This is a genomic window from Paenibacillus camerounensis (genome assembly GCF_000723885.1).
In the GTDB taxonomy this organism is placed as follows: Bacteria; Bacillota; Bacilli; order Paenibacillales; family Paenibacillaceae; genus Paenibacillus_AQ; species Paenibacillus_AQ camerounensis.
The window spans coordinates 26,735-46,838 of record NZ_CCDG010000068.1 but is presented as its reverse complement, the minus strand read 5'-3'; the positions used below and the strand labels follow the sequence as shown (position 1 = coordinate 46,838).

Genomic DNA, 20,104 nt, shown 5'->3' with positions numbered 1-20,104 from the left:
CCGTTGAAGTCGGCGAAATGGGGCAAGTTGGCGGAATGAAGGACAATAATGCCTTTGATTTCGGCGGAATGGGGAAAGTTGGCGGAATGAAAGGTAAAAGTGCCTTTGATTTCGGAAGAATGGGCTAAGTTGGCGGAATGAAGGGCAAAAATGCCTTTGAATTCAGCGGAATGAGGCAAAGCGGCGGAATGAAGGGCAAAAATGCCTTTGATTTCGTCGGAATGGTGCAAGTTGGCGGAATGAAGGGAAAAAATGCCTTTGATTTGGGAAGAATGGGGCAAGTTGGCGGAATGAAGGGCAAAAATGCCTTTGATTTCGGGAGAATGAGCTAAGTTGGCGGAATGAAAGGCAAGAGTGCCCTTATTGTTTATGTGTAAGTAAATAACAAGCTTATAGGGTGTTCTTACCCACCGGCTGTTCAGTCTTCTGCTTCTCCCTGAACCGGGGACCGACGTAATTTTTCTTGCGGTCACGGGTGAGAATCCAGCCGCCGAGAAAACTCATGCCCGCAGCGAACAGCAGCAGACCGCCGCCGAAATGCAGCCAGGCAAAAACCGGAGTTACCCTGTCGTCGCCGTGCATGGAGAGATAATTGAACAGGTCGTCCTTCATCATCAGGAATCCCTTCATCGCCAAAAGTCCCGGAATCACGAGAATGAGGATGGCACAGAAGCGTGAAATGATCAGTTTCATACCGGCAACACTCTCCCTGCAGCCTATTGAATTCACCAATATGATAACGCTTCACATGGCAAAAGTCCATGCCTATATGACGTTTGTACGTTTTGAATTGCACCGAAAAGAGAGTACAATGTAGAGAGTTATGCAGAACTTTTGAGTATTGACTGGAGGATACATACAATGACAATTTCCTGTGACGTAGCTATTCTGGGCGGAGGAACCGGTGGATATGTGGCGGCGATCCGCGCTGCCCAGCTCGGCAAGTCTGTCGTCGTCATCGAAATGGACAAGCTGGGCGGAACCTGTCTGCACCGCGGCTGCATTCCCAGCAAGTCGCTGCTGCGCAGTGCAGAGGTATACGCTGAAATACAAGAGAGCGAAAGCTACGGAATTGAAACATTAGGCGTCAAGCTGGTATTCCCGAAGGTGCAGGCCCGCAAGGACGCTGTGGTGGAGCAGCTGCACCAGGGCGTACAGTATCTGATGCGCAAAAATAAAATCCAGGTGGTTAAAGGCAAAGGCCGTATTATCGGCCCGTCGATTTTCTCACCGCGCAGCGGTGCGGTGGCTGTTGAGCTGGAGGACGGAGAGATGGAGACAGTGGTCTCTACTAATCTCATCGTGGCTACCGGCTCACGCCCGCGTGTGCTTCCGGGACTGAAGCCTGACGGCAAGGTGATTCTGAGCAGCGAAGAAGCGCTGACACTGGAGGAGCTGCCGGCTTCCATACTTATTGTGGGCGGCGGCGTAATCGGAGTGGAGTGGGCTTCGATGCTGGCGGATTTTGGCGTTCAGGTTACCGTTGTCGAAGCTGCAGACCAGCTGCTGCCGTTTGAGGATGCAGAAATTGCCCGTGAGCTGACCAGACTGCTTAAGAAGCGCGGAGTTAAGGTGCTAACCGGCACAACTGTAGATCCGGAGACCAGTGCCATTACAGAGGACGGGATCAGTATCGAAGCCCGCAAGGGAGAGCAGAGCCAGACGCTGTCCGCAGGAAAGCTGCTTGTGTCGGTCGGCAGAGTGGCCAATATCGAGAATATCGGACTGGAAAATACAGATATCCGCTTTGATAAAGGCGTGATTGAGGTCAATGCCAATATGCAGACCGGTGAGCCGCATATCTATGCAATCGGTGACTGTATCGGCGGCCTGCAGCTGGCCCATGCAGCATCACATGAAGGCATCCGTGCCGTCAATCACCTGGCAGGGGAGCAGCTTCATCCGTATCATGCCCATCTTGTGCCGCGTTGTGTCTATACACGGCCGGAGGTGGCGAGTGTCGGTCATACCGAGAAGGAAGCGGAGAGCTTAGGGCATGATGTTGTGACCGGGAAATTCCCGTTCTCGGCGATCGGCAAGGCGATCGTTCACGGGATGAAGGACGGGTTCGTCAAGGTAGTTGCGGACCGCAGCAGCGGCGACATTCTCGGAGTGCAGATGATCGGTCCGCATGTGACTGACCTGATCGGGGAAGCGGCGCTGGCTCAGCTGCTGGACGCTACACCTTGGGAAGTCGGCGAGGCAATCCATGCCCACCCGACCCTGTCCGAAGTAATTGGTGAAGCAATGCTGGCGGTGGATGGCAGAGCCATCGGGTTCTAATATAAGCTCAGGGGAGCAAAAGGAATGCCGGAGAGAGCTGGCGGAGCGTGATGAGCGCACAACCGTTCTTTTCCGGCTTTTCCTCTCTTTTCTTTTTGCGGTGAAAGGGCTTATAATGTATTTAGTCTAGTCTTAGTACCTGGTTATAAGATCAGGTTAAAGACGGTGCTATGGCATATGCCAATAACCCAACTACATTTTTAGGAGGTACCTCTGTATGGAATCTCAAGGTACTACTGCAAACAAGACCAACAGACATAAACAGCTTGGACTGACAGACGGCCAGGTCATTGACATGTACAGATATATGCAGCTGGGACGGAAATACGATGAGCGGAGCCTGCTGCTGCAGCGGGCCGGAAAGATCAATTTCCACGTCTCGGGAATCGGCCAGGAGGCGGCGCAGGTTGCTGCGGCGTTTGCGCTGGACCGGCAGAATGATTATTTTTTACCCTATTACCGGGATTATGCCTTTGTGCTGACGGTAGGGATGACTACACGTGAGCTGATGCTGTCCGTATTCGCCAAGGCGGAGGACCCTAACAGCGGCGGCCGGCAGATGCCGGGCCATTTCGGGAGCAAGCGTCTGCGGATTGTGACCGGCTCAAGTCCGGTGACAACCCAGGTTCCTCATGCGGTCGGCTTTGCGCTGGCGGCAAAAATGCAGAAGAAGAAGTTTGTTTCGTTCGTAACCTTTGGCGAAGGCTCCAGCAATCAGGGGGATTTTCATGAGGCTTGCAACTTTGCGGGTGTGAATAAGCTTCCGGTCATTATTTTTTGCCAAAATAACCAGTATGCGATTTCTGTTCCGGTTCATAAGCAGCTTGGCGGCAAGGTCAGCGATCGTGCGCTGGGCTACGGCTTCCCGGGTGTGCGTGTAGACGGCAATGATCCGCTGGAAGTTTATCGTGTAGTGAAGGAAGCGCGGGAGCGCGCACTGGCCGGTGAAGGGCCGACCCTGATTGAAGCGATGATGTACCGTTTGTCTCCGCACTCCACCTCAGACAATGATCTGGCTTACCGGACCAAGGAAGAGGTAGACGAGAACTGGAAAAAGGACGGCATTGCCGCGTTCCGGACCTATCTCATTGAACAGGGGCTGTGGAGTGATGAGCAGGAGCGTGATCTCGTTGCTGAATACAATCTCGAATTGAAAGAGGCTATTGCGTACGCCGAAAATGCACCATTCCCGAAACCGGAAGATACGCTGCTGCATGTGTACGACGAATCCGGCCTCAAAGGAGGAGCATAAATCATGGCGATGATGGAATATATCGATGCGATCCGGCTGGCGATGAAGGAAGAAATGGAGCGCGATGAGTCCGTATTCGTGCTTGGCGAGGACGTCGGCGTTAAGGGCGGCGTGTTCACCACTACCAAAGGGCTGCAGGAGCAGTTCGGGGAAGAACGTGTCATGGATACGCCGCTGGCCGAGTCGGCAATTGCCGGTGTAGCCATCGGGGCGGCGATGTACGGCATGAAGCCGATTGCCGAAATGCAGTACTCCGATTTCATGCTGCCGGCGACCAACCAGATTATTAGCGAAGCGGCCAAAATCCGTTACCGCTCCAACAACGACTGGAGCTGTCCTGTTGTTATCCGCGCGCCGATCGGCGGCGGGATCTTCGGCGGACTGTATCATTCCCAGTGTCCGGAATCGATCTTTTTCGGTACGCCGGGGCTGAAGATCGTGGCTCCGTATTCGGCAGCCGATGCCAAAGGTCTGCTGAAGGCAGCGGTACGCGACCCTGATCCGGTGCTGTTCTTCGAGAACAAGAAATGCTACAAGCTGATCAAGGAAGACGTGCCTGAGGACGATTATATCGTGCCGATCGGCGAAGCGAACCTGCTGCGTGAGGGCAGCGACATTACGGTGATCGGTTACAGTTTGCCGCTGCATTTTGCGATGCAGGCAGCGGAGGAGCTGGAGCGCGAGCAAGGCATTACCGCGCACATCCTGGATCTGCGCACACTGCAGCCGCTCGACCGTGACGCAATTATCGCCGCAGCCCGCCAGACGGGTAAGGTGCTGATCGTCCACGAGGATAACAAGACCGGCGGCATCGGCGGCGAAGTGGCGGCGATCATCGCCGAGCACTGCCTGTTCGAGCTGGATGCGCCGATCTTCCGGCTGTGCGGCCCTGATGTGCCGGCGATGCCAATCAGCCCGCCGATGGAGAAGTTTTTCATGCTGAGCAAAGATAAGCTGAAGGCTGAGATGCTGCGGCTTGCGCAGTATTAAGAGGAGTACCTTGCTATCGTCGAGTCGCCGAATTAGGTGGATTTTCGCCAGTTAAATTTGACTTTCGGCGCCAATTATAAGAATTAGCTGGAAAATCGCCAACTAATTTCGTCTATACGGGGCTTTAACAGTGGATGTGAGCTTATAGGTGGCGTTTATCCAACTAATCTTCTGCGGCTGGCGTTTGCTGCGGATTTAGGTTGAGGATTTCCGGCTAATATATCATGCATCATCGCGTTTGCCATCCTTAGGTGGGGCGCATCAGGTGGGGGTGTGCCACTAGCTGGGCAAACACTATCCGGTGGGGGGGCGCCATCTGCTGGGTAAATACTATACTGTGGGGAAGTGCACCAGGTGGGGAAACGATATCCGGTGGGAAAGCGCCATCTGCTGGGTAAATAATTTCTGGTGGGGATGTGCTACCGGCTGGGCAAATACTATCCGGTGGGACGCACCAACTGGGCAAATACTGTCCTGGGGGAAATGCACCATCTGGGGAAACACTATTTGGTGGTAAAGTACAGCAGTTGGGTAAACACTATCCCGCGGGAGTACGCCACCTAATCCAACGCTACCGTCTTCGTATTAGGTGGATTTTCGCCAGCTAAATTTTGACTTTCGGCGCCAATTATAAGAATTAGCTGGAAAATCGCCATCTAATTTCGTCCATATGGTGCTTTAACGGTGGGATGTGAGCTTATAAGTGGCGTTTATCCAACTAATCTTCTGCATCGGGCGTTTGCTGCGGATTTAGGTGGAGGATTTCCGGCTAATGTAGGCTAACGTCCAACCAAGGTAAGTTTACGTTCAACTATAACAGGATAACGTTCAACCAAATTAGGTTAACGTTCAACTAAAGTAAGTTAACGTTCAACCAAGGTAAGCTTACGATCAAATATAACAGGATAACGTTCAACCGAAGTAAGATAACGTCCAACCAAGGTGAGTTTACGATCAACTATAACAGGATAACGTCCAACCAAGGTAAGTTTACGTTCAACTATAACAGGATAACGTCCAACCCTAACAATACTTATAGACCTTAAATTTATACTTATCTATCTAAGCCATAGCTTCCGGAGCAAGTTATGTACGAAGTATCATCAGGAAGCCTGTGCTTACCAAACATTAAGGAGTGACAATATGTCTGACAATACAAAGCTGACGGACGTGGTAATGCCGCAGCTGGCGGAATCGCTGGTGTCCGCTACAATCGGCAAATGGCTGAAGCAGCCGGGCGACCGCGTGGAGGAATATGAGCCGATCTGCGAGCTGATTACGGACAAAGTCAATGCCGAGCTGCCTTCCACCGTGGAAGGCACGCTGGTTGAGCTGCTGGCCGAGGAAGGCCAGGTCATTAGTGTGGGCGAGATCATCGCCCGCATCGCCGTGGCAGCGCCGGCGGGCGCTTCTGCCGGAAGCTCCGCACCGGCAGCAGGCACTGCCCCGCAGGCGGCCGCTGCCGCGCCTGCGCCAGGCACGCCAGCCGCGCCGGTCCGGCCGGCAGCGCCGTCTCTCTCAGCAGCGGACGCGCCTATGCGCTCCCGCTACTCACCCGCGGTGCAGACGCTTGCAGCGGAGCACCGCATTGACCTAAGCGCCGTGCCGGGCACCGGGCTCGGCGGGCGCATCACCCGCAAGGATGTGCTGGCGTACCTGGAGAACGGCGGCGCAGCCGCCGGTCAGACGGTACCTGCACATCCGGGCGCAGCCGGCGCGGGGCAAGCCGGCCGGCAGGTGCCTGAAGCGCTGCAGCAGCCTGCGCTTCAGGTCATTCAGGCGGAGGCGCAGGAGCAGCTGGAGCCGGTGCGCAATTCGGGGCTTCACCTGAGTGAATCCCCGCGCATTCCGACCATTGAAGTCGAGGGCGGACTGGGCAGCAGCTCCGAGTACCTGATCAACGTGACGCCGATCCGCAACACCATTGCGACCAGAATGCGCCAGAGCGTCTCGGAGATTCCGCATGCCTGGACGATGATTGAGGTGGATGTGACCAATCTGGTTGTCCTGCGCAACAAGCTGAAGGATGAGTTCAAGCGCAAGGAAGGCATCAACCTGACTTATCTGGCTTTTATGATGAAGGCTGTAGTCAGTGCGATCAAAGATTATCCGATCATGAATTCTGTCTGGGCCGTTGACAAAATCATCGTCAAACGCGACATCAATATCGCGCTGGCGGTCGGCACAGAGGATTCCGTCATGACCCCGGTGATCAAAAAGGCAGACCAGAAGAACATCGCCGGCCTCGCACGCGAGATCGACGAGCTGGCCCAGAAGACCCGTGAAGGCAAGCTGCGCCTCGATGATATGCAGGGCGGTACCTTTACAGTCAACAATACAGGGTCGTTCGGCTCCATCCTGTCCTATCCGATTATCAACTACCCGCAGGCGGCGATCCTGACGTTCGAATCCATTGTCAAAAAGCCGGTCGTCATCAACGACATGATTGCGGTACGCTCCATGGCCAACATCTGCCTGTCGCTGGACCACCGGATTCTGGACGGTGTCATCTGCGGACGCTTCCTGCAGCGCGTGAAGGATAATCTGGAGGGGTATACTCCGGATACCAAGCTCTATTAATCAGCGGCTGCATAAGCACCGTGACACAGCAAACAGCGTCCGGTAAGTACCGGACGCTGTTATTAAGCTTTTTTTAACCGGCCAGGAAAGGCTCGACTACCATCAGCAGGGTTGAGGCGATCATTGCGATCAGCATGATATAGATAACGATGCGGAACCATTTTTGACGATTCATGTGTGACTCCTTTAGGATTAGTGTAAGTTAACAGCATTACCACCATTGTAACGTATCTGTGAAAGAGAGGGAAGTCCAGTGATAGTAAGAGACCGATTGATTGAGGAATTCATGGAGCTTGTCCGGGTGGACAGCGAGACCGGAAATGAGCGGCAGATTGCCGATGTGCTAAAAGCAAAATTCAGCGCGCTGGGACTTACAGCCATCGAGGATGATTCCATGGAGCGTACCGGACACGGGGCAGGTAACCTGTTCGTGACCTGGGCGGCAGACAGCGGCGCTGCGGTACCGAAGCTACTGTTCACCTGCCATATGGATACTGTGGTTCCCGGACAGAATATCAAGCCTGCCCTCGGAGAAGACGGCTGGATCACCAGCGACGGAACGACCATTCTCGGAGCTGACGATAAAGCGGGTCTGGCAGCCCTGTTTGAAGCGATCCGTGTTATTCAGGAGCAGAGAATTCCGCACGGACAGCTCCAGTTTGTAATCACAGCAGGCGAGGAGTCCGGGCTGCTTGGCGCACGTGCGATGGACCCGGGCCATCTGGATGCAGATATGGGCTTTGCCCTCGATTCTAACGGCGAGATCGGCGCAATTGCTGTTGCCGCACCTACGCAAGCAAGAATTACGATGCAGATTTTTGGCAAATCCGCTCATGCCGGTGTGAATCCTGAGGATGGAATTAGCGCGATTCAAGTGGCAGGCAAGGCGATTTCCGCAATGAAGCTGGGCCGGATTGACAAGGAAACGACAGCCAATATCGGCAAATTTGCCGGCGGCGGTCCGACTAACGTCGTCTGTGACCATGTGCAGCTGGATGCTGAGGCGCGCAGTATCGTGCAGGAAAAGGTGGAGCTGCAGATTGCCTCGATGCGCGAAGCGCTGGAAACAACCGTCCGTGAATATGGTGCGGAATGCGAGTTCCGCAGTGAGATTATTTATCCGGCCTTCAGCTTTAATGAAAATGATCCTGTGGTGCAGCTGGCGGACCGGGCGATTACTTCCCTGGGTCTGACAACACGCCTGTTCCCTTCAGGGGGCGGCAGTGACGCCAATGTATTCAACGGCCTCAAGGTACCTACTGTTAACCTGGCCATCGGGTATGAGCATATTCACACCACCAAAGAACGGATCAAAGCCGATGATATCGTGAAAGCGGCTGAGCTCGTTGTAGCTATTATAAAAGAAAGCGCAAAAGCATAAGCCTGTCCGCCTCGGCAGCTGTGCAGATGTAAAAAGGAGCTGTTTCCGCAAAAAGCCGGAGCAGCTCCTTCTTATTACCGGCGGGTGGAGAAGGGATGCAGTCAGCCTGCTTTCGGCGGATTCAGCCGGTTGTCTGCCTGCAGCAGCAGAACGTAGGACAAGGGCATATCGCGCCCGTACCGTTCAATCCATTCTGCAATAACGGCTTTAATCTGCTCAGGCTTGCCAACGGCTGTAACGGCTGATCTGCTAGTACGGATAAGGATGTCATTCATGCTTGCATTCCTTCTTTCCCCTTAAGTTTGCTATAATACACCCTATGCAGAACTCAGCCAAAGGAGACCATGAATCTATGAAAAATGTTGAAAAGCACAGCAATCCTGCACTTGATGAAGAGACTTTGTCCACGCAGCCGATTTTTGAAGGTAAAATCATCAGCCTGCAGGTAGATACCGTGAAGCTGCCGGACGGCAACAGCGCTACCCGTGAGGTTGTAAAGCATCCGGGGGCAGTAGCGGTACTTGCGCTCAATAACAAAAAAATGCTGGTTGTAGAGCAGTACCGCCAGCCGATGCACCGTACAGAGGTGGAGATTCCGGCCGGAAAGCTGGACAAGGGGGAGGATCCGCTGGAAGCCGCAGGCCGTGAACTGCAGGAAGAGACGGGTTTTCATAGCGGTGAGCTGAAGCTGCTGAAATCCTTTTATACCTCGCCGGGCTTTGCGGATGAGATTATTCATCTGTATGTGACGGAGAATGCCCAGCCGGGCGATATGGCGCTGGATGAGGATGAATTCCTGGAGGTGTCCGAGCTGACGCTTGAGGAAGCGTACCAGTATATTGCGGACGGACGGATTGCCGATGCCAAAACGATGATGGCCGTCTACGCATGGCATCTCTATACACTGACAGGGCAATGGCACTAACGCCTGAGCTGCACAGCTTTTACTGCGACCTGCATGTCCACATCGGCAGAACCTCTGCAGGAAATGCTGTGAAAATCAGCGGCAGCCGTGATCTTACCTTTGCCAATATCGCCAGGGAAGCGGCAGAGCGCAAAGGAATGGAACTGATCGGGATTATCGACAGCCACTCGCCCGGCGTAATGCAGGATATCCGAGACTTGCTGATGTCCGGTGAGATGGCTGAAGCAGACGGCGGCGGGGTTACTTACCGGGGAACGACGATTCTGCTCGGCACCGAAATTGAAATCCGCGAGCCGGACCGTAAGGAATGCCATGTGCTGGCCTTTATGCCGGATCTGGCAGCGATGGAGGATTTCAGCGCCTGGATGAGCCGGCATATGCGCAATGTGAATCTCAGCTCCCAGCGGCTGTATGCCCCCTCACGCGTGCTGCAGGAGGAAATATGCGGACGGGGAGGGCTGCTGATTCCGGCGCATATCTTCACTCCGCATAAAGGGCTGTACGGCTGCTCCGCAGAGCGGATGGCCGAGCTGTTTGACCTGGAGCAGATTGCCGCCGTTGAGCTTGGGCTAAGCGCCGATTCAGCTATGGCCGGCTACATCTCCGAGCTGGACCGTTATTCGTTCCTGACCAATTCCGACGCGCATTCCCTCGGCAAAATCGGCCGCGAATACAATGTGCTTGAGCTGGCGGCTCCCTCATTTGGCGAATTCCGGCTGGCGCTTGAGCGCCGTGAAGGCCGGAGGGTGGGGGCTAACTTTGGCCTCAATCCGCGGCTCGGCAAATATCACCGCAGTTACTGTGCAGGCTGCGGCAGCATTATTGATGAAGCTGCCGCCACCTCTGAGCGCTGTCCTTATTGCGGAAGCGCCAAGCTTGTACAGGGAGTGTTTGACCGCATCCTTCATATTGCGGACCGGGAGCAGCCGCTTGTTCCGGATCACCGTCCGCCCTACCATTACCAGGTTCCGCTGGAATTTATCCCAGGGCTGGGCAAGGCGAAGATGAACGCACTGCTGGCGGCATTCGGCACCGAGATGAATATTCTGCACCGGGCCGGCGAGGCTGAACTGGCGGCGGTGACCGGGCCGGAGCTGGCTGCGCAGATTGTGCTGGCCCGCAGCGGGGAGCTTGCTCTAACTTCCGGCGGCGGCGGTACCTATGGTAAGGTGAGCCGTTGAAACAGCTGGGCAGGTAACCTCAAAGTCTCACAAAGGACAAGTCATAGAGCGGGACGTTTCCTCATATGGTGTAACATGTGACCTGAAAGGAGAACGTCCCGATGCGCAGTTTACGGCTGATGATCAAGGAACAGACGCCTCTTTATATTTTTGTAGCGGTATTATTTCTGGTCGGGGTTGTGTTCGGGGCGCTGATTGTCAGCAGCCTGACGCTCGATCAACAGCAGGAGCTGGGGGATTATCTCGGGAATTTTTTTGTGACGGTGGACCAGCAGGGGCTGCCGGCTGCACCGGATTCCTTCTGGAGCATCGCCGCACTGAACCTGAAATGGGTGGGGCTGATCTGGATTCTGGGCTTGTCGGTGATCGGGCTGCCGGGGATTCTCATTCTTGATTTTCTCAAAGGTGTGCTGATCGGCTTCACCGTCGGCTGCATGGTCAGCGAGTATTCCTGGCACGGCATGCTGTTCGCGCTTGTCTCTGTCGCTCCGCACAATCTGGTGCTGATTCCGGTGCTGCTGGTCAGCAGCGCTGCCGCTATCGCCTTCTCTCTGCTGATGATCCGCAGCCGGGTGCTTGGCGGCAGACGGACACCCGTGACCAGACCGTTCGTGACGTATACGCTGCTCTCGCTGGGCATGGCCGTACTGGTTCTCGGGGTTTCCGGGTTTGAGGCCTGGGTCACGCCTGCCATGATGCGCTGGGTGACGCCGATGCTGGTCTCGCTGTAAACTGTAATCGTGAGCATCAGGTCTGCACCTATAACAAACCAGTCTGCCGGGTAATATCCGGACAGGCTGGTTTTATTTTATACGCTGAGCTTCGTTGTCAGACCGTCTAAGAACCGTTCAGCCAGTCCTTCCGAGCCCACGGGACCTGAATAGCTAAGGTGCAGCAGATTAGGTGGAAAAACACCTGCTAATACCACCTTTTCCGCCACAAAGCTACGATTAGCTGGAAAGAATCCGCTTACATCGGACGAAAAGCAGATTTTGCTCGAAAGTGGCAGGATTAGCTGAGCTTTTTCCAACTAAGTTAGCATTCATACTAGGTATGAGTAATGTAAGTGGATACATTCGAACTAAATTCGAACTAAATACCGGGCCGTTTCAGCAAACCTTTATCTCTTATTCATCCTATCTTAAGCTTCGCGGTTTATAGTAATCCCATGACCCCCTTATAATAGAACTTGGCCCTGCCGGACGCCGGCGGGGTCCCTTTTTTTATGTGAATATATCTAATTTAAAATGATTCTAAAAGAGTTTGACTTCTCAAAGGGACTCCCCCTATAATATAGAAGTGGTTTTATGCCCGGTGCGGTAATTTTCCAAGGGGGAGGGAGACAGGTGGAAGCCCGGATAGACAAGATTAAACAACAGCTACAATCCCAAGGATATAAGCTTACGCCCCAACGGGAAGCAACCTTAAGAGTGCTGCTGGAGAACGAAGAGGATCATTTAAGCGCGGAAGATGTGTTTATGCTTGTAAAGGAAAAGGCTCCCGAGATCGGTCTCGCCACCGTATATCGTACCCTGGAATTGCTCAGCGAGCTTCATGTCGTGGAGAAAATCAATTTCGGAGACGGCGTTGCCCGTTATGATCTGCGGACGGATACGGCCAAGCATCACCATCATCATCTGATCTGCGTACAGTGCGGCTCGATGGACGAGATCCGTGAGGACTGGCTGGGACCGCTGGAAGAGCGGCTTGAGAACGAATTTAATTTTACGGTGCTTGATCATAGACTTGATTTTCACGGGATTTGCCACCGTTGTAAGGACAAAAATGCAGCGGACGGCAGCGCTCCCGAATAAAGCTTATAGATGAGGAATTACCGCACAAGCTCTCTCCGGTACGCCGGAGGGGGCTTTTTCAATCTTAAAGTATGGATAAGTATGTGATTCCCGCAAAGTATCTGAGTCAGTATCCCTGCAAGGTCCCATTTCACTGGGAGATTTCACGTCCGGAAATACATAACCCTGTAAGCCGGCGCATAAAGTGTAGGACGAGTCAAGATAAAGCGGGAGGTATGCTGATGATCGTCTCTATTCCTAAAACAGTGCGCCGGTTGTATTTTATGACCCTGCTGGTCGCTTTTAGCTGTCTGCTGTATTATGTGCTGAACTGGGTCGGCGGCTGGATCAGTCCGGTTGATCACTATGACATTCCGGAGGGCTCGGCTGTCCGGGCATTTCAGGAGGCTCCGCATGACAGCGGAAGGCTCAGCGCCGGCGAACGGCTGCGGCTCTATTACTGGTACGGTGAGTGATGCCCGGACAAGCAGGAAAATGCTAGAAGTGTGTCGAATGTAGCCATATAGCTAAAATTTTAAAAGAATCTTATGCCTAAATGCTGCATTGCCGCGAATAGCAGCCTGAGCAGACGGGAGCGTGAGTGAATGAAGTCGCATTTGCAGCCTTTTATGCAGTATCTTACCGAGGATAAGGGCTTGTCCCCCAGCACGCTTGAATCTTACGGACGGGATGTTACGCAGTTCCTTGAATTTGCAGCCGGACGGGGAATTGCTTCGCCGGATGAAATAAGAAGAACACATCTGCTTCAGTACCATGCGCAGCTGCGCGGAGCCGGACGGGCAGCGGCTACGGTTAATCGTAGTACGGTATCGCTGCGCGCCTTTTTTCATTTTTTACTGAAAACGCGGCAGATTAATCAGGACCCGACGCTGGATATGGACAAAATCAAGCCCAGCAAGAAGCCGCCGATGATTCTCAGCATCGGGGAGGTGGAGCGGCTTCTGGCTGCGCCAGGCGGGAACAGTCCGCAGGGGATGCGGGATAAAGCGATGCTGGAGCTGCTGTATGCTACCGGCATCCGGGTCTCCGAGCTGATCTCGCTGGATGTCGGTGATGTGCAGACCGGACTGAAATTTGCCCGCTGCAGCTCAGCCTCCGGCAAGGAGCGGATTATTCCGATTGGTACGATTGCTGCAGACAGTGTAGCAAGGTATACGGACGGAATGCGGGACAAGCTGCTGCGCAGCAGCCTGGATGAGCCGGCACTGTTCCTGAACAGTCTCGGCGGACGGCTGACCCGTCAGGGCTTCTGGAAAATCATAAAAAAATACGCGCGGGAAGCCCAGATTGAGCAGGATATTACCCCGCACACCTTGAGGCATTCGTTTGCCGCACATCTGCTTGAAGGAGGTGCCGATCTCCGATCCGTTCAGCAGATGCTGGGCCATGCCGATATCTCGACTACACAGATATATAGCGGAATTGCCCGCAAAAATATGAAGGAAGTCTATGAGAATCATCATCCGCGTGCTTAAAAAGATGCTTTTTATGAGTAAGATAGTTATGATGGAATCATACTGAATGAATGATCGGATCAAAACAGGTCCGGATGGTTCATTCGGCGAAAAAAACGGGTACCTGACAAGCGGGGCTGTGGAACCGCTGGCTTTCCCTGGGCGCAGCCCTGCGGAAGCAGGTAGAGCCGTTTCTTCCTGTTTTTAATACGACCTCAGGTTACGCATACTGCGAAGGAGTGAATGATGTAATGTCCTCATTTAAACGGATCGGATTTATTGTGCTTGATAGTGTAGGTATCGGTGAAGCGCCGGATGCCGAAAATTTTGGAGATAAAGGGTCCCATACGCTGGGCCATATTCTGGAGAGGGTGCCCGGCCTGAAGCTGCCTAACCTGCAAAAGCTTGGCTTGGCTAATATTGCGGCCCTGCCGCCGCTTGAACCGGTGGCCGAGCCATCTGGTTATTACGGTAAGATGCAGGAGGTATCCGTAGGCAAGGATACGATGACCGGCCACTGGGAGCTTATGGGACTGAAGATCGAGGTTCCTTTTAACGTATACCCGGACGGCTTCCCTGCAGAGCTGATTGAGAAATTTGAAGCAGCAACCGGCCGCAAGGTCATCGGCAACAAGCCGGCTTCCGGTACTGAAATTCTTGTGGAATACGGCGAAGAGCAGATGAAGACCGGGGCCTGGATTGTGTACACTTCGGCAGACAGCGTGTTCCAGCTCGCCGCCCATGAGGATGTTATTCCGCTTGAAGAGCTGTACAGCGCCTGCACAATCGCCCGGGAGCTGACGATGGCTCCGGAATTCTCGGTAGGCCGCGTTATTGCCCGCCCTTATGTCGGCGAGCCGGGAGACTTCAAGCGCACCCCTAACCGTCATGACTATGCCGTTAAGCCCCCGGAGCCGACAGTAATGAACGCCCTCCAGGATATCGGTAAGGATGTTATTGCAGTCGGTAAAATCAATGATATATTCACCGGGGAAGGGGTTACTGCCTCGTATCCGACCAAGAGCAACGAGCATGGCATCCAGATTACGATTGATGAGCTGCGTAAGCCGTTTGACGGCTTCCTGTTCACCAATCTGGTGGACTTTGATTCCCTGTACGGCCACCGCCGTGATCCGGAAGGGTACGGACGTGCGCTGGAGGTCTTTGATGAAGCTATTCCTGAGCTGCTGTCCACGCTGGGCGAAGACGATCTGCTGATTATATCCGCTGACCACGGCAATGACCCGGTCCACAGCGGAACGGATCACACCCGCGAATATGTGCCGCTGCTGGTATACAGCCCGCGGTTCAAGAATCCGGGCAGCCTGGGCATCCGCCAGACCTTCTCGGACGTAGCTGCTACGATTGCCGACAATTTCGGGGCAAAGGCGCCGCAGTACGGGACAAGCTTTTTGCCGGAACTTAAATAGAACCCAGCCCGGAGCAATCCGGGCATACCCTCAAGGAGGCAACCAACCATGGCAGTCACTCAAAACCATATTCAAGAGGCAGTAGCCTATATTAAAGATCAATGTACAGTAGCACCGGAAATCGGCCTGATTCTCGGCTCCGGGCTTGGTGTGCTGGCAGACCTGATTACAGACGAAGTAGTTATTCCATATAACGAAATTCCGCATTTCCCGGTATCGACCGTTGAAGGTCATGAAGGCGAGCTGCTGATCGGCCTGATCGAAGGACGCCGGGTCGTAATGATGAAAGGCCGCTTCCACATGTATGAAGGCTACGGTCCGGAGACAACGGCATTCCCGGTACGGGTTATGAAGGAGCTTGGTGTAACCAGCCTGCTCGTAACCAATGCCGCTGGCGGTGTGAACAAGGATTATACCCCGGGCGACCTGATGCTGATTACCGACCACCTGAACCTGACCGGCCGCAATCCGCTGATCGGACCTAACGATAACGCACTCGGCGTACGTTTCCCGGATATGTCGGCTGCTTACAGTCCGCGTCTGATTGCAGTAGCCAAGGAAGCTGCGGCAGCACAGAATTTTGAGTTCAAGGAAGGTGTCTATGCCGGTCTGCTTGGACCGAACTATGAAACGCCGGCAGAGATCGTAATGCTGCGCGTTCTGGGTGCGGATGCCGTAGGGATGTCTACCGTTTCAGAGACTATTGTAGCCCGTCACGCAGGGCTTGAGGTGCTGGGTATCTCCTGTATCACCAACATGGCTGCCGGCATCCTTGACCAGCCGCTGAACCATGCCGAGGTTATGGAGACAGCTGAGCGTGTGCGCGAGCGCTTTTTGAAGCTGGTGCTGGCCTTTATTCCTAAAATGTAGGCTGAGCTGTTACCGGCGCGTTCTGCTTTAGATGTATACTAAATTTATCGGGCTCGCAAGAGCCATCATCCGTGAGGTGCAAAACTAATGCGTGCAGTTGATCTGATTCAGAAAAAAAGAGACGGCGGCGAATTAAGCCGTGAAGAAATTGCTTTCCTGGTCCAGGGCTACAGCAAAGGTGAGATTCCGGATTACCAGATTTCCGCCTGGGCTATGGCTGTGTACTTCCGGGGAATGAATGCGCGGGAAACCGGCGATCTGACCCTTGAGATGGCAATGTCCGGGGACCAGGTGGATCTTAGCCCGATCGCCGGAATTAAGGTGGACAAGCACTCCACCGGCGGCGTCGGCGACAAGACGACCGTGGTGCTTGCACCGCTGGTGGCAGCAGCCGGAGTGCCGGTTGCCAAAATGTCCGGCCGCGGGCTCGGCCACACTGGCGGTACACTCGACAAGCTGGAGTCGATCTCCGGCTTCTCGGTGGAGATGGGCCGTGAGCAATTCTTTGCCCAGGTCGGGGAGATCGGCGCGGCCGTAATCGGCCAGTCAGGTAACATTACCCCTGCTGACAAGAAGCTGTACGCACTGCGTGACGTGACCGCGACGGTGGAATCCATTCCGCTGATTGCGAGCTCCGTTATGAGCAAAAAAATCGCCGCCGGCGCAGACGCCATCGTGCTTGACGTCAAAACCGGCAGCGGCGCCTTCATGAAAACGCTGGACGATTCCATCGCCCTGGCACAGGCCATGGTTGATATCGGTACGCATCTCGGCCGTAACACAGTGGCCGTAATCAGCGATATGGATCAGCCGCTGGGCTTCGGCATCGGCAATGCGCTGGAGATTAAGGAAGGCATCGAGACGCTGAAGGGCCAGGGGCCGAAGGATCTGCAGGAGGTCTGCCTCATTCTGGGCAGCCAGATGCTGGTGCTGGGCGGTAAGGCGAAGGATGAAGCAGAAGCTCGCTCCATTCTGCTGTCTCATATTGAGGACGGCAGCGCCCTGGAGAAGTTCAAGCAGATGGTAACCGCCCAAGGCGGGGATGCGTCGCAGGTGGAAGCACCGGACACGCTGCCGTCAGCAGGCCGCTTCATCGAGGTGAAGGCTGCTTCTGCGGGTTATGTGGAGAGTATTCAGGCTGAGGAGATTGGCGTTGCTGCCATGCTGCTCGGTGCAGGCCGCGAGACCAAGGAATCGCAGATCGACCTGGCTGTCGGCATCCAGCTGTCCCTGAAGGTCGGCGATGCGGTTGCCGCAGGCGATACGCTGGCTGTACTGCATGTGAACAACGCAGGCGTGAGCAAGGTGCAGGAAGCGGAAGCCAAGGTGCTGGAAGCTTACCGAATCTCCGCCGAGCCGGTTCCGCCGCAGCCGCTGGTATTCGCACTGGTGACCAAGGACGGCGTTACGCGGTACTAGGCTGTAATTTAATACAAATGTACGGAGCACTAACGGTCCCGTACGTCCAGACTGCCGGGCGGCTGCCCGGCAGTTTTTTATTCCAGAATTTTAATTGTGAGTCCCAGCATTTGAACTAATTTTTTTTGTCATGATGCCGACAGTTTGGACATAGAGTGGAGACACAGGAGGTGTTGAATGGTAATTAAGATTAGTATTGCTTTGGCTGCAGCTGCTTTTATCTGTTTGGTTGTTTTTCTGATTCTTACTCTGCGCAAAGGAATGACCACAATGGCAGAAACGAATAAGACGCTTGCTGAAGTAAGAAATGCTATTCATGGACTAACGGGGGAAGCTACACAACTTATTCGCACTGCAAACCAAGTCACCCGTGATGTAAAGGGTAAAATTAAGACGATTGATCCCATCTTTGAATCTGCACACAATGTTGGGGAGGTAATTCAGACAGTAACGGAGACATTTAAGAAGAATGCTTCTGAAATAGGTCATAACTTGACTCAGGAATCCCCAAAACTACCGGTGAAGCCGCAAAGCGGCCAAATACGTGTAAACACGAAATTCCAATAATATTTATAAACCGTTTTATTTGAGTAAATAAGTTATATCTGAATAAGAGATAGATTAAGAGACACTTTGACGAGTGTCTTTTTATTTTATTTTCGCAAAATCGACCTGATAGGTCACGGTCAAATGCTGTCCATCATCTACGTAGATCAGTTCGGCAGGCTGGCTGAAATCGATTCGGCTTGTATCGAAATAGGGGATCAGAACTTTGGAATAGCCAGTGCTGTATGCTCCAGCCCCGTCTTTGTCAGCTTGTTCATCTTTTCCGGTTATGCTGCCAGGCTGCATTGCTGTTGAACCCTGCCTCAGCATGATGCTGATGTGTTCAGTGAAACGGGCATTATCCCCGGAAGCTTTTATGCTAAACCCCAGCTGGCCTAAGTCTGACAATTGCTTATTAAGCTGTCTGGCCTCACTTAAGGTGTATTCACGCCCTGTGCTGAGAGCAGAGTAAGACATCATCGCGATATAGTAAAAGGGTGTATTAACGTTGACAGAAGGCTGCATGCCGGACTGGTTACTTTCGATTACAGCGGCCTGCTGCTCCGTCTGAAATGCCTTGACCGACTGCAGATCACCTTTGCCTACAGCGATAGCCTGCTTCATCTGCCGGTCGGACAGATCAAAGATAGCATTACGGATCTGCCGGTCAGCAGACCCTTGACCCTCTGCAGTCCGATAGTAGGATTGCGCAAAGGTCAATAAAGACGTGACTAGAGAAAGAATCATGATGGCCATTACCACTTTATTTTTCACAATGCAGACACCTCAGCCTTCTCTTCCGCTGTTCAGCCAATTTTCCACAGCCTGCTGCATCCGGTAAGCTCCCCGGCTCTCGTTACAGAGGACTACAGCGGTAGTACCGCTGGCCGGATAGTGGGCGGAGTGGAAGGATACACCGGGATCGTAGCCCATTACATGATATTTATACATACCGCTGTCACGCTTCGTAATCCACACGCCGTAGCCGTAGTAATCATCCTTATCTTCATGAATATGCGGGGTTAACAGCAGAGCGGTCATTTCCGGCCCCAGCAGCCTGTGCTGAAGCAGACCCTCCCACAGCAGCAGCATATCAGGAGCGGTCACGAACGCGCCGCCGTCAGCGCCCCCTTGTACCGGAATGGAATAGATGTTCGTGGTGTGCGTGCCGTCCTCCTTCACGATGTAGCCCTGGGCCGTATTACCGGGGAGTGCGTCCAGTGCAAAATAACCGGAGTCATTCATTCCGCACTTTGCAAAAATCTGCTGCTCTACATAATCGGTAAAGGTTAATCCGCTAAGCTTCTCAACCAGCAGTCCGAGCAGAATGTAACCGGCGTTATTGTAACGGAAGCTGGTGCCCGGCTCGGAAATCATCGGCAGTCCGCTGAACATCGGCACAAAATCCCGGGGCCCCCGCAGCAGATACATCGGCCGGGTTGTCCAGAGCTCGGCAAAATCCTCCATCGTCTCCTCATCAAAATAATCCGGAATTCCTGCGCTGTGGGTCAGCAGCTGATGCACGGTGAAATCTGGACTGAACTGCGGGAAAACGGTCCGGTCCAGCACATCCATGACTTTGTCTACCAGCGAGAGCCTGCCCTGCTCAACCAGCTGGCAGACAGCAATTGCAGTGAATAGCTTGCAGCCTGAGGCAATGCCGAAGCGTGTGTCAGCCCGGTTAGGGGTTAAGTCGGCTTTGTTGGCATATCTGAATGCGCCGGTGACGGCGGGTAGAGCGGTGTTTGTCACGAGAAAAGCTCCCGAGAATGCTGCTGCCTCCGCCTCGGATCTCATTACAGCAGTCAACTGCTGATGCGGCATAATATGACCTCCTGATTCCTGATCCATCCTGGATAAATATCCCTAGTCTTTCTTCATCTTAAGCTACCATATCACGGCTGTTCCTGAAAAGGTATGCCGAGTTCTTGTATAAAACGTCAGCAGCCGGTTAGAGAGCATACGCGTGACGTAAGGTT

The 20,104-nt window shown here is 53.7% G+C and carries 21 protein-coding genes; 16 read left to right on the top strand and 5 right to left on the bottom strand.

Features of this window, described 5'->3' with window-relative positions:
• Nucleotides 1–137 precede the first annotated feature (137 nt).
• Nucleotides 138–332: a hypothetical protein gene (locus tag BN3772_RS23835; protein ID WP_042202791.1), complete on the top strand. Its 195-nt coding sequence runs from the start codon at nt 138–140 to the stop codon at nt 330–332.
• A gap of 58 nt (nt 333–390) precedes the next feature.
• Here the strand turns inward: BN3772_RS23835 and BN3772_RS23830 are convergent, their stop codons facing one another.
• Complete coding sequence (locus BN3772_RS23830) at nt 391–693, bottom strand: DUF2627 domain-containing protein (RefSeq protein WP_042202789.1); 303 nt, start codon at nt 691–693, stop codon at nt 391–393.
• A 168-nt stretch (nt 694–861) separates the two neighbouring features.
• On the opposite strand from BN3772_RS23830, the gene lpdA reads away from it, so the two are divergent.
• The 4 genes from lpdA (at nt 862) to BN3772_RS23810 (ending at nt 7,105) form a co-directional block, all read left to right on the top strand.
• Nucleotides 862–2,283, top strand: a complete 1,422-nt coding sequence (gene lpdA / locus BN3772_RS23825; protein WP_042202787.1) for a dihydrolipoyl dehydrogenase — start codon at nt 862–864, stop codon at nt 2,281–2,283.
• Nucleotides 2,284–2,500: 217 nt separating this feature from the next.
• Nucleotides 2,501–3,535, top strand: a complete 1,035-nt coding sequence (locus tag BN3772_RS23820; protein WP_042178516.1) for a thiamine pyrophosphate-dependent dehydrogenase E1 component subunit alpha — start codon at nt 2,501–2,503, stop codon at nt 3,533–3,535.
• A gap of 3 nt (nt 3,536–3,538) precedes the next feature.
• A complete protein-coding gene (locus tag BN3772_RS23815; RefSeq protein ID WP_042202786.1) occupies nt 3,539–4,525 on the top strand; it encodes an alpha-ketoacid dehydrogenase subunit beta in 987 nt (328 codons plus the stop codon).
• Nucleotides 4,526–5,668: 1,143 nt separating this feature from the next.
• Nucleotides 5,669–7,105 (top strand): dihydrolipoamide acetyltransferase family protein, encoded by a 1,437-nt coding sequence (locus BN3772_RS23810; protein ID WP_042202784.1) that lies wholly within the window; start codon nt 5,669–5,671, stop codon nt 7,103–7,105.
• A 73-nt stretch (nt 7,106–7,178) separates the two neighbouring features.
• Here BN3772_RS23810 and prli42 read toward each other — a convergent pair whose 3' ends face one another.
• Nucleotides 7,179–7,280 (bottom strand): stressosome-associated protein Prli42, encoded by a 102-nt coding sequence (gene prli42, locus BN3772_RS23805; protein ID WP_086074730.1) that lies wholly within the window; start codon nt 7,278–7,280, stop codon nt 7,179–7,181.
• 78 nt (nt 7,281–7,358) lie between these two features.
• On the opposite strand from prli42, the gene BN3772_RS23800 reads away from it, so the two are divergent.
• Nucleotides 7,359–8,486 (top strand): M20/M25/M40 family metallo-hydrolase, encoded by a 1,128-nt coding sequence (locus BN3772_RS23800; protein WP_042202782.1) that lies wholly within the window; start codon nt 7,359–7,361, stop codon nt 8,484–8,486.
• A 101-nt stretch (nt 8,487–8,587) separates the two neighbouring features.
• On the opposite strand, the gene BN3772_RS30735 is transcribed toward BN3772_RS23800, so the two are convergent.
• Complete coding sequence (locus BN3772_RS30735) at nt 8,588–8,761, bottom strand: hypothetical protein (protein ID WP_156131165.1); 174 nt, start codon at nt 8,759–8,761, stop codon at nt 8,588–8,590.
• Between the two features lie 77 nt (nt 8,762–8,838).
• Here BN3772_RS30735 and BN3772_RS23795 point away from each other — a divergent pair, with 77 nt between their 5' ends.
• The 10 genes from BN3772_RS23795 (at nt 8,839) to BN3772_RS23750 (ending at nt 18,146) form a co-directional block, all read left to right on the top strand.
• On the top strand, nt 8,839–9,411 hold the full coding sequence (locus BN3772_RS23795) for an NUDIX hydrolase (protein WP_042202781.1): 573 nt from the start codon (nt 8,839–8,841) through the stop codon (nt 9,409–9,411).
• Nucleotides 9,375–10,592: an endonuclease Q family protein gene (locus BN3772_RS23790; protein ID WP_042202778.1), complete on the top strand. Its 1,218-nt coding sequence runs from the start codon at nt 9,375–9,377 to the stop codon at nt 10,590–10,592. Before BN3772_RS23795 ends, BN3772_RS23790 begins: the two co-directional genes overlap by 37 nt.
• A 101-nt stretch (nt 10,593–10,693) precedes the next feature.
• The gene (gene spoIIM / locus BN3772_RS23785) at nt 10,694–11,323 is read left to right on the top strand and encodes a stage II sporulation protein M (RefSeq protein WP_039875164.1); all 630 of its coding nucleotides are present in this window, start codon (nt 10,694–10,696) and stop codon (nt 11,321–11,323) included.
• Between the two features lie 615 nt (nt 11,324–11,938).
• The gene (gene fur / locus BN3772_RS23780; RefSeq protein ID WP_039875161.1) at nt 11,939–12,406 is read left to right on the top strand and encodes a ferric iron uptake transcriptional regulator; all 468 of its coding nucleotides are present in this window, start codon (nt 11,939–11,941) and stop codon (nt 12,404–12,406) included.
• A gap of 221 nt (nt 12,407–12,627) precedes the next feature.
• Nucleotides 12,628–12,861, top strand: a complete 234-nt coding sequence (locus tag BN3772_RS23775) for a DUF4227 family protein (RefSeq protein WP_042178499.1) — start codon at nt 12,628–12,630, stop codon at nt 12,859–12,861.
• A 129-nt stretch (nt 12,862–12,990) separates the two neighbouring features.
• Nucleotides 12,991–13,881, top strand: a complete 891-nt coding sequence (gene xerD, locus BN3772_RS23770) for a site-specific tyrosine recombinase XerD (RefSeq protein WP_042202776.1) — start codon at nt 12,991–12,993, stop codon at nt 13,879–13,881.
• Nucleotides 13,882–14,111: 230 nt separating this feature from the next.
• Nucleotides 14,112–15,290 (top strand): phosphopentomutase, encoded by a 1,179-nt coding sequence (gene deoB, locus BN3772_RS23765; RefSeq protein ID WP_042202775.1) that lies wholly within the window; start codon nt 14,112–14,114, stop codon nt 15,288–15,290.
• 48 nt (nt 15,291–15,338) lie between these two features.
• Complete coding sequence (locus BN3772_RS23760; protein WP_039875153.1) at nt 15,339–16,160, top strand: purine-nucleoside phosphorylase; 822 nt, start codon at nt 15,339–15,341, stop codon at nt 16,158–16,160.
• 87 nt (nt 16,161–16,247) lie between these two features.
• Nucleotides 16,248–17,579: a pyrimidine-nucleoside phosphorylase gene (locus BN3772_RS23755; protein WP_042202774.1), complete on the top strand. Its 1,332-nt coding sequence runs from the start codon at nt 16,248–16,250 to the stop codon at nt 17,577–17,579.
• 177 nt (nt 17,580–17,756) lie between these two features.
• A complete protein-coding gene (locus BN3772_RS23750; RefSeq protein ID WP_052380668.1) occupies nt 17,757–18,146 on the top strand; it encodes a DUF948 domain-containing protein in 390 nt (129 codons plus the stop codon).
• Between the two features lie 81 nt (nt 18,147–18,227).
• Here BN3772_RS23750 and BN3772_RS23745 read toward each other — a convergent pair whose 3' ends face one another.
• Together BN3772_RS23745 and BN3772_RS23740 are read right to left on the bottom strand one after the other, a co-directional pair.
• The gene (locus BN3772_RS23745; RefSeq protein WP_042202773.1) at nt 18,228–18,899 is read right to left on the bottom strand and encodes a hypothetical protein; all 672 of its coding nucleotides are present in this window, start codon (nt 18,897–18,899) and stop codon (nt 18,228–18,230) included.
• A gap of 12 nt (nt 18,900–18,911) precedes the next feature.
• Nucleotides 18,912–19,949 carry a serine hydrolase domain-containing protein gene (locus tag BN3772_RS23740; RefSeq protein WP_042202772.1) on the bottom strand — a complete coding sequence of 346 codons (1,038 nt, stop codon included), beginning with the start codon at nt 19,947–19,949 and terminating at the stop codon, nt 18,912–18,914.
• Between the last annotated feature and the right edge of the window lie 155 nt (nt 19,950–20,104).

Coding starts and splice junctions, on each gene's coding strand:
- BN3772_RS23740 (WP_042202772.1), bottom strand. CDS start 19,949: ATGCCGCATCAGCAGTTGACTGCTGTAATGAGATCCGAGGCGGAGGCA.
- BN3772_RS23835 (WP_042202791.1), top strand. CDS start 138: ATGAAGGGCAAAAATGCCTTTGAATTCAGCGGAATGAGGCAAAGCGGC.
- BN3772_RS23755 (WP_042202774.1), top strand. CDS start 16,248: ATGCGTGCAGTTGATCTGATTCAGAAAAAAAGAGACGGCGGCGAATTA.
- BN3772_RS23760 (WP_039875153.1), top strand. CDS start 15,339: ATGGCAGTCACTCAAAACCATATTCAAGAGGCAGTAGCCTATATTAAA.
- prli42 (WP_086074730.1), bottom strand. CDS start 7,280: ATGAATCGTCAAAAATGGTTCCGCATCGTTATCTATATCATGCTGATC.
- BN3772_RS30735 (WP_156131165.1), bottom strand. CDS start 8,761: ATGAATGACATCCTTATCCGTACTAGCAGATCAGCCGTTACAGCCGTT.
- BN3772_RS23810 (WP_042202784.1), top strand. CDS start 5,669: ATGTCTGACAATACAAAGCTGACGGACGTGGTAATGCCGCAGCTGGCG.
- xerD (WP_042202776.1), top strand. CDS start 12,991: ATGAAGTCGCATTTGCAGCCTTTTATGCAGTATCTTACCGAGGATAAG.
- BN3772_RS23775 (WP_042178499.1), top strand. CDS start 12,628: ATGATCGTCTCTATTCCTAAAACAGTGCGCCGGTTGTATTTTATGACC.
- BN3772_RS23830 (WP_042202789.1), bottom strand. CDS start 693: ATGAAACTGATCATTTCACGCTTCTGTGCCATCCTCATTCTCGTGATT.
- BN3772_RS23815 (WP_042202786.1), top strand. CDS start 3,539: ATGGCGATGATGGAATATATCGATGCGATCCGGCTGGCGATGAAGGAA.
- BN3772_RS23790 (WP_042202778.1), top strand. CDS start 9,375: ATGGCATCTCTATACACTGACAGGGCAATGGCACTAACGCCTGAGCTG.
- BN3772_RS23795 (WP_042202781.1), top strand. CDS start 8,839: ATGAAAAATGTTGAAAAGCACAGCAATCCTGCACTTGATGAAGAGACT.
- BN3772_RS23750 (WP_052380668.1), top strand. CDS start 17,757: ATGGTAATTAAGATTAGTATTGCTTTGGCTGCAGCTGCTTTTATCTGT.
- BN3772_RS23820 (WP_042178516.1), top strand. CDS start 2,501: ATGGAATCTCAAGGTACTACTGCAAACAAGACCAACAGACATAAACAG.
- spoIIM (WP_039875164.1), top strand. CDS start 10,694: ATGCGCAGTTTACGGCTGATGATCAAGGAACAGACGCCTCTTTATATT.
- lpdA (WP_042202787.1), top strand. CDS start 862: ATGACAATTTCCTGTGACGTAGCTATTCTGGGCGGAGGAACCGGTGGA.
- deoB (WP_042202775.1), top strand. CDS start 14,112: ATGTCCTCATTTAAACGGATCGGATTTATTGTGCTTGATAGTGTAGGT.